The following is an 8,237-nucleotide window of genomic DNA, read 5'->3' as shown; positions in this document are numbered from 1 at the left end:
AGTCTCGGTCATGGCGTATCGCTCTCCTCGAGAGGTTCTGGCAGGCTCGTCACCCGCCTCGATACGCCGCCTTCCTCACACCGTCATCACCCAGATTCCGCCATAGCTCCCCTGACGATTGGCATACGGGATCCAACCAATGCGGACGCTCGCCTGCCCAGTAGTGGGCGCGACAACAACACTTATCTCAATCGCCTCGTCCGTTCCGGAAATGGCACGAGGTCTAATGAATGTCAGCTCCGGGTATCTGCACGAACGATGGTTGGGGTCCGCTTTTGGCCAAACCGGACATCGAGAACGTAGATCAAACGGAGAGCTCAACCCTCTCAAGGTTGGAGCGCAGACCAGATTGCACTTGCTCCAAAGGACTTTGCCGATTTGCAGTTTAGTCGGGGAGCCGAGGGGGAGCGAGCAGCTGTGTAAAGCCTCACAGGCGAACTGGTTATAGAAGCCGCTCGGAATTGAGATCTGCTCTACGGAGGCTGACGAAGTCAGCGAGTAGCCACCCGCGATCCGATCGCTCAGCCCACGTAACGCTCGCACGGCGAGATGCAGCCTCAAAAGAGCACTGGCGGATTCAATTTAGCCGCTGCCATGCTCAGCCCTCGTTGCGTAAGGCCGTACGTTGGGCAAACGCGCTCATAGTCATTATCTAACATGCTGTCCTTCCGGACATTTCTCGTCTTTCTGGCTGGCATGTTCGCCCTCAATACAGATCTCCGTGACGCTGGTGGCGGCGCAGCATCCAAGCCAAAACAGACCGGGCCGCCGAAGCGGAACCATCATAATTTGCCAGTTCCATCGCTCGATTTCCCAGTATCAGTTCTCCGCAGGGTTCGCCTGGACGGCCCGCTATCCAACCTTCGCACTATATGCTAGGTTGCAAATAGGAAGGTTCTGTTCGGCGCTGCGCGGGACAGCTACCATGGCGGCAGAAACAGCGTTAGCCGATTCCGAATGTGTAAGTATCGGGTTGCAGACGTCACACCGTCTGCGAGTTCTGTTTCTGCACCCGAAAACACTCGTCGACTCCTGGCCCGTCCCGGTCGACACATTGGGCGAGATTGTTAAGTTTCCAAGTGCAGTCTACCCAGTTCTCGCCGCGACTATAAAGGACTTACCAGTCGCTATTTCCATCCTTGACGGATACGTTGCCCGAATTTCGTTGCCCGAGTATCGCGAGCGTCTGGGATGGGCTGATTTGTTAGCGATATCCTGTATGTCGCCGCTAAAGGCCCTAGACACCGAACTTACGATCAAGCTCGCCAGAGAAGTTAACCCCGGCGTCAAGATCGTGGTTGGTGGAAATCACGCTACTGCGTGGCCAGAGCGGTGGCTTGCTGCCGGTGTGGACTTTGTTGTTACGGGAGAAGGCGAGGTTCCCTTTAGGAGACTCGTGTCCGCTCTACTGATGGGTTGTCGCTCCTTCGATCATGTCCCCAATCTATTCTGGATGGATAGTGGGTCTTGCCGACGTTCGCTTCATACTACCGAGTTGATCGATCTTGAATCTGCACCGCCACCCGACTGGAGCGCCTTCGATCTTAAGCCATATGGCTTGGGCATGAGCCATGGCCTCGGAGCAGCGGTCGAGATCTCTCGCGGCTGCCCACACCGCTGCGACTTCTGTAACATAAACACGTTTTGGTATTACAAGCAGCGCTACAAGTCTGTCGGAAAGGTAATCGCCGAATTGCAGGCTCTAAAGGATGCTGGAGTCGGAGAAATCATCTTCACTGATGACAATTTTGGCGGTGATGAGCGTCATGCGGTCTCCCTGCTCAATGAGATGATCACAACCGGCCTCGACTTGCGTTTCGGATGCTTCTTGCGCGGCGACACTATTCACAGAAATCCGAATTTCGCGAGCCTCGCTTATCGGGCCGGAATGCGCTTCTGCATGATGGGGATCGAAACCCTAGACCCCGAATGGCTCAAGGCACATCGCAAAGGGGTGCGGGCAGCCGATCCAATCAACATGTATGTGCGAGTCTATAAAATATTGAGAGATCAGGGTATCTTTGTCGTAGGCTTGTTCATTTTGCCTCCCGCCACAATCAAGATCCGACGAACCCGCCCCACGGGCGTCGTGTGTGACTACCAGTTTAGCGCGGATCTCGTTGCGCTCCGCGGTAGCGTATTGTTTGAAAAACACAAAGAGTCCAACTCCATCTCGAAGGACATGTTCTACCATGATTGGAATTTGTCGAGCATCCTCGTGGGCGACCAAATAGAGCAAAGGAGCGGGAAATCATTCATCGAAACGCTGAAGGAAAATCTTTCGAGACTTGCTCTTCGTCAGGCCTTTTCCGGATCTGCAGTCGCGAAGCGATTCCGTTGGCGGCCAGTGGGTATTCTGATTGAGCGGATGGTCTGCACAACGGTCGCGGACGTGCAGCGATTCCGTGTATCTCGATCAAGAACTTTGACCATGCAGCAAAAGCAAGATTACTGCGTACGGAGTGTGCTCGACCCCGCGCACATATCACGTCTGAAGACTAAGCGGCATTTTCTCGCGCCCCTTGGATTTCGGACAAGCAAATGGATTGGGTTAAAGCTTGCAAAACATACACCAGCCCATCGAAAAGCCACAGGGGAGAATTTATGAGAACCATAATCGTGACCAGTGCCAACAGGATAGCTACTGTTACCCTGAATCGTCCCGAAGCACGCAATGCTATCAACACCGCAATGCACGAAGAGCTAACTTCTTTCTGGCTTTCGTTTGACCGCGACCCGAATCTTGACGTGGCAATACTGACTGGCGCTGGCGAGGCTTTCTGTGCTGGAGCCGATTTGAAGGAGTATATCCCAAAATGGTTATCGCGAACTTTTCAAGACGTTCGCGACAACGTTATGCACGGTCTAGGGGGCATCACGCGTGGAATCCGAGTTAAAAAGCCAGTGATCGCAGCAGTAAACGGATGGGCACTAGCCGGGGGCTTCGAGCTAGCATTAGCGTGCGATGTGAGAATTGCAAGCGACCAGGCCCGCTTTGGTAGCTACGAAATCCACCGCGGTTTCCATCATGGTGACGGGGGAATTGTGAGGCTCGTGAATAGTATTGGGGTATCTCGTACAATGGACATCCTCTTTACTGGCCGAGAGATTTCAGCAGAAGAAGCGCTTTCGATTGGTCTGGTAACGCGTGTCGTGCCCGCAGAAGCATTGCTGGGTGCTACCCAAGAGTACGCGGACAATTTGGTTAGCAAGAGCCAAGGGGCCTTACAATCTGCGAAAGAGACCGTTCTAGAAGTTGTCGGAAAATCGATGGATCAGGCTTTGAAAATCGAGGCCATATTCGGCTACTCGAGCGGCGACACGAAATATATTGAGGAGCAGCTAAATCGGTTTGCTAGCAAGAATGCGAACCGAGGGGAAGCATAGCAGGAAGATCGTCAAACCTTATCGTGCAGATCGTCAAACTCAATTGGTGTGTACTGGAGTTAGGCTCACAACTGGAGGCTTCGCGAGATGCTAACTTGTCCAGCTTGTGCCGTGACCGTTCAGCCAGGGCAACGCTTTTGTTCAAATTGCGGCGTGCCGCTGAGTAGTGAAAAGCCGCCGATACGGACCGCTGTCGACCCAGATGCAGCGCAGCATCGGCAACTTACTCTCATTTTTGCGGACATAGTGGGTTCATCTAGCCTGACATCCAGCTTGGGCCCGGAAGTTTTTCGGGAGCTGCTGCGTAGTTTCAGGGAAATTGCTGCGCGCATTGTCAATCAATATCAAGGACACCTAGACCGATTTGAGGGTGACGGGATAATGATCCACTTCGGCTTCCCCGTAGCGAGAGAAGATGATGCATTGCGAGCAATTCAAGCATGCCTCGACCTGCAGGAAGCCATAGGTGTACTCAACGAGCGGTATGCCTTACCGAGTAGCGCAGGCCTTCTCCAGATACGCGCGGCCGTTCACACCGGACTAGTTATCGCTGGCGATATCAGATCCGAGACGGCGATGGAGCAGATGGGTATCGTTGGAGAGGCTGCGAATGTCGCTGCTCGTTTGCAAAATCTGGCGAACCCAGGATCGACAATCATAAGTCAGGAAACTTACGATCTCGTGGGAGCTAGTTTCGACTGTCGCTACGTCGGATCGAAGCTAGTCAAAGGCATCGACCGTCCGATCAACATCTTTGAAGTGCATGCCGCAGAAATGGGCGAGGAACTCCGTCGCGGTCCCACCCGTAGTCGGATGATAGGCCGAGAAAGAGAAATCAGCCTACTTGCGCAGCTGTGGGAGCGTGCATTGGCGGGAGAGGGAACTCTGGCTGCGATCATTGGGGAGGCGGGAGTCGGTAAATCGCGATTATTGCGCGAATTGTTTGCAGCTCTCAAAGAACAGAAGTTTTTAAGTATCGTTCTAAAATGCTCGCCGCTTTATCAACAGTCAGCACTTCATCCATTCGTAAAATTCCTAACAGACACGCTCGGTCTATCAGGTACTCCCCAGAGTGAAAGGTTCGATCGACTCACGCGAGCTCTGCAATTGCGCTTTGCGGACCCAACAGACCACATCGCCATTCTTTCTAAGGTTCTCTCGATCCCACCGCCAGAGGGGCACGTCGTCGCGCGAGACTACACGCCGCAACAACAAAAGGCGATGTTCGGCGAGCTTCTTACCGCTTGGCTGCTCCGCGAAACCGAATCGCAGCCGGTTTTGCTGGTTGTGGAGGATCTGCACTGGGCAGATCCATCTACAATCGAACTGTTGTCAACCATTCTGCCAAAAGCGACGAAGGCACGAGCTTGCTCTCTCACTACATTCCGAGACGACTGCGACCGGAGCTGGATCGAGCCTCTCCAGCCCCTTAACATTCATTTGCCTCGTCTCAATAGGCAACAGACATTCGATCTCATTGCAGAGATTGCCTACGATAGATTACTCAGCCACGAGGTTCTCGAATCGCTCAACGCGAGAGCCGATGGCGTTCCACTTTTCATCGAAGAGCTAACCCGCCTGGTAATCGAGGACGTGGGAAACCACGGCGGAGTTCCGATCAAGCTACCAGCAACGCTTCAGCAATCGCTGAACGCGCGCATCGATCGCGTAGATGCAAATCGCGAAATCCTCAACTTATGCGCGACAATCGGGCGTGAGTTCGAACATGAGACAATTGTCAGGATTTGGGATGGCGATCCCGAGCTCCTTTTGTCAGAGCTGCAAAAATTGGGCAATGCTGGAATTCTAGAGCCTTCTGGCGTTCCGCCAAGGCGGAAGTGGGCCTTTCGACACGCTTTGATTCAAGAGAAGATTTATGAGTTCGCGCTTACAGCGCACCGCCGGGACGCGCATGCAAAAGTGGCAGCAGCGATAGAGATCAGGCTCCCTGCAATTTGTTCTGACAATCCCGAAATTGTAGCGCACCATTTGCTAAAAGCTCGGCTGGAGAGTAAGGCGCTCCCATTTCTTTGCAGGGCAGCCGACAAGGCGATCGAGAGATCCGCCCTTCAAGAGGCCGCGCATCATTTGAGCGCTGCCTTAAGAATCATTGACAACCTTCCTGCAGATGCTGCGACTGCGGCACAGAAGATGCAACTACTGCTAAAAGCGGGAGTCGTACAAAGTTCTATAGAAGGCTATGCGACGCCAAAGGTTGGGAGCATTTTCCAGCAAGCTCGCGAATTAAGTCGTAGTCTCAATCTATCGACAGGGCTGTTTCCGGCGCTTCACGGCCTTTACCGATTTTACTACGTACGCTCTGACATGATTGAGGCTTCCGAGATTGCAGGGGAGCTGCTTTCTATCGCTGAAGCCAATCCAGATTCCTCCTTGCTAGTTGAGGCTCATCGCGCGGTCGCAAATTGCGCGTTTCAGGTTGGGGAGCTTACGCGAGCGATGAGGCATTTTGAGGTGAGCATGAGCTACTACGATCGCAAGCTGCATGCGTCTCACCGGTTTACGTTTGGCGTAGATCCATTTGTCGCCGCTTCTTCTATGGCATCGATCAATTTGTTTTTGCTCGGGGAAACTGAAGCCGCACTAAACATGGAAAAACGAAGTATATTAGAAAGCGAAAACTTGGATCATCCATTCTCGCGTTGCATGTCGTTAAATTACTCGCTGGTCTTGCTACAGCTCACGGGCCAAACCGAAGAGGTCCTAGTACAAGCCGAGAAGCTAATTGAACTCTCCTCTCAACAGCGATTTACGTTCTGGCGGACCGGTGGAGCGATTATGAAGGGCTGGTGGTTGCATGCTACTGAAACGAACGCGGCTCTGGGCGTCAAGATGATGACTGAGGGAATCGGGACTTGGGAGCGTCTGGGAGCGTTCGCTTTTCTCGCATATTTTACTTCCCTGCTTGTTCGGGCTCATCTGAAGGACGGCGATCATGAGTCCGCTTCTCGGATTGTGATGAAGGCAATAGAAACCGCTGAACAAAAGAGAGAAATGTGGTGGGTTCCGGAGTTGGTTCGGCTCCATTGTTCGGCAATTCGCATGCGAGGGCATATAAAGGAGTGCCAAACCGTAGAAACATCACTGTGTCGGGCGCTCGAATTGGCGCGTAAACAAGATGCACGCCACCTCGAAGCGAGCTTACTTGAGGCGCTCGAACACGATAGTGTTCCTCCAAACGCGAAGATGTCTCGCTCTCTTGGTGAAAACTCGGGGCGATATAGTGCTCGTCACTGAACGATTATTCACCTAGAGTACAAGCGACATGTACTTCGAGCAATATTTCGGTCGTGGAGCGGCAGAGGCGCTCCGGTGCGTCGCCGAGGATATTGAACGACAATAGAGGAATGCCGGCTACGTTGGCCGGCTCTGATCCCGTTGAAAGCATTCGCCGACCCTGTGACATGGCAATGGCTCAACTGCTCTGCGGGCTTGGACCGCTTGTGTCCTCAACGTCAATAGCCCGACCTTAGAATAGTCATTCTGTCATCTTGAATGCGCGTGCGCCGATTAGTACTTGGAGAGCTCAACCTATGCAGGGTTAAGCTCGCGATCAACGGCTCTCAGCGTGATGGCTATTCTGACCACAAAGTGATCGACCGGGGAGCGGTAGGGGATCGCGTTCTGCTAAAGGTGCCGCGAAGCTCCCGCATTGATTCCTCATGGCCGAATCTAGAATCGTTCCGTTGCGTTAGTGCCTCACGACTGCGCCGAACTCGCAGTCCTGAATTGCTGGCATGCTGGCACTATGTAAGCCGTCAAGCCATCCCCGCCGGGCCGCATTCGAATTTCAATCTGCCGCTCCGCAGCGGCTCGTATCATCGTGGCTTCTGTAGCACCGCGGTTAGCGATTAAAGCCGCTCCAAATCGATATGCATAGCGCTTCTTCATCGTAAGCGTCACTGCCGCCGCCGCTACGAATGGCATCGTGTTTATCAGGCGAGCCAATTGCTCCCGGCATGCCTGCTCAGATGACGTCATCGGTATCGAATCGGCTGCCAACGACGAGCCTTGCGAAGTCTGCACAGTGTGCGAAGAAGGAAGTGACGGGCCTTGTCACTAAGGATGAGGACCGCGCGAGCTGGGCCGGTCAGCAACATTTTCTGCACGCCGACCGATGTAAGGCCGGCAAGTCTGATGCGATACTTCCCCTTCGTGCGACGCGCATAGAGAGACTTGCGCAGGTCCATCAGCTCGCCGAAATCGGCTGGTTCGTTCTGCTTCAACCATTCGAGAACGTCGGTCGGAAAGCCAATCCGGTATCGATCGCGATATTCTGGCTTGCGCTTCGAGGGAGGCGGTGTGTAAGGGGAAGGATTCGAGGTGGGCTCTGACTCCCAGAGCGGCGGCGCATCGGCCATGCATATCTCCATTGGGTTTGGGATCGTGAGCCGCACATATTGTTTGCGGCTCCAATGGAGGTATTTAGAATCTGGTAGGTCTCTTTCGCCGTGTTGGGAGCAATATTGGTTGACGGCCGTGTGTCTTTAAGCACGCACCGTTCGCCGCTATCCGTGAGATAAGCGGACTTCAAGAATTATGATATACCGAAATTTGCTCTTGCGCCGTCGCGCAAAACAGTGGTTCATAGGGTGCTGGTAGCCGCCGTTAGGAGCCAGCATCCATGACCGACGACACGTCTTCAGAGCTATCGAAGATCGCCAAGCTCAACGGAGACTTCAGGAGGAACTACGGAAAGCTGCTCGGAGCGTTCCTGTATCGTGAGCGTCATGCAGGGACCACGCGCTAAGGGCTGATCTGGTCGGCTAGAAGATCTCGCGGAATGGTTTGTCGCGAGGTCACAATGTCGAAGGATAGTCGTAAGAATAGCG

Annotated in this window: 5 protein-coding genes; 4 read left to right on the top strand and 1 reads right to left on the bottom strand. The window is 53.6% G+C overall.

Annotated features, from left to right (window positions below; translation table 11 throughout):
* Window positions 1-925: 925 nt before the first annotated feature.
* The 3 genes from QJT78_RS46185 (at window position 926) to QJT78_RS46175 (ending at window position 6,642) form a co-directional block, all read left to right on the top strand.
* Window positions 926-2,608: a radical SAM protein gene (locus tag QJT78_RS46185; protein ID WP_080587051.1), complete on the top strand. Its 1,683-nt coding sequence runs from the start codon at window positions 926-928 to the stop codon at window positions 2,606-2,608.
* A complete protein-coding gene (locus QJT78_RS46180) occupies window positions 2,605-3,387 on the top strand; it encodes an enoyl-CoA hydratase/isomerase family protein (protein WP_038976541.1) in 783 nt (260 codons plus the stop codon). The genes QJT78_RS46185 and QJT78_RS46180 overlap by 4 nt, the downstream gene beginning before the upstream one ends.
* 87 nt (window positions 3,388-3,474) lie before the next feature.
* Window positions 3,475-6,642 carry an AAA family ATPase gene (locus tag QJT78_RS46175; protein ID WP_080587052.1) on the top strand — a complete coding sequence of 1,056 codons (3,168 nt, stop codon included), beginning with the start codon at window positions 3,475-3,477 and terminating at the stop codon, window positions 6,640-6,642.
* 740 nt (window positions 6,643-7,382) lie between these two features.
* Here QJT78_RS46175 and QJT78_RS46170 read toward each other — a convergent pair.
* Entirely contained in the window at window positions 7,383-7,766 is a 384-nt protein-coding gene (locus tag QJT78_RS46170) for a hypothetical protein (protein WP_157790063.1), read from the bottom strand.
* Window positions 7,767-8,029: 263 nt separating this feature from the next.
* Between QJT78_RS46170 and QJT78_RS46165 the strand changes: the two genes are divergently transcribed.
* Window positions 8,030-8,155 carry a hypothetical protein gene (locus QJT78_RS46165; RefSeq protein ID WP_281460663.1) on the top strand — a complete coding sequence of 42 codons (126 nt, stop codon included), beginning with the start codon at window positions 8,030-8,032 and terminating at the stop codon, window positions 8,153-8,155.
* Window positions 8,156-8,237 lie beyond the last annotated feature (82 nt).

The organism is Bradyrhizobium sp. Mp27, assembly GCF_029953005.1.
Taxonomy (GTDB): domain Bacteria; phylum Pseudomonadota; class Alphaproteobacteria; order Rhizobiales; family Xanthobacteraceae; genus Bradyrhizobium; species Bradyrhizobium barranii.
This window is presented reverse-complemented; position numbering and strand designations above follow the sequence as displayed.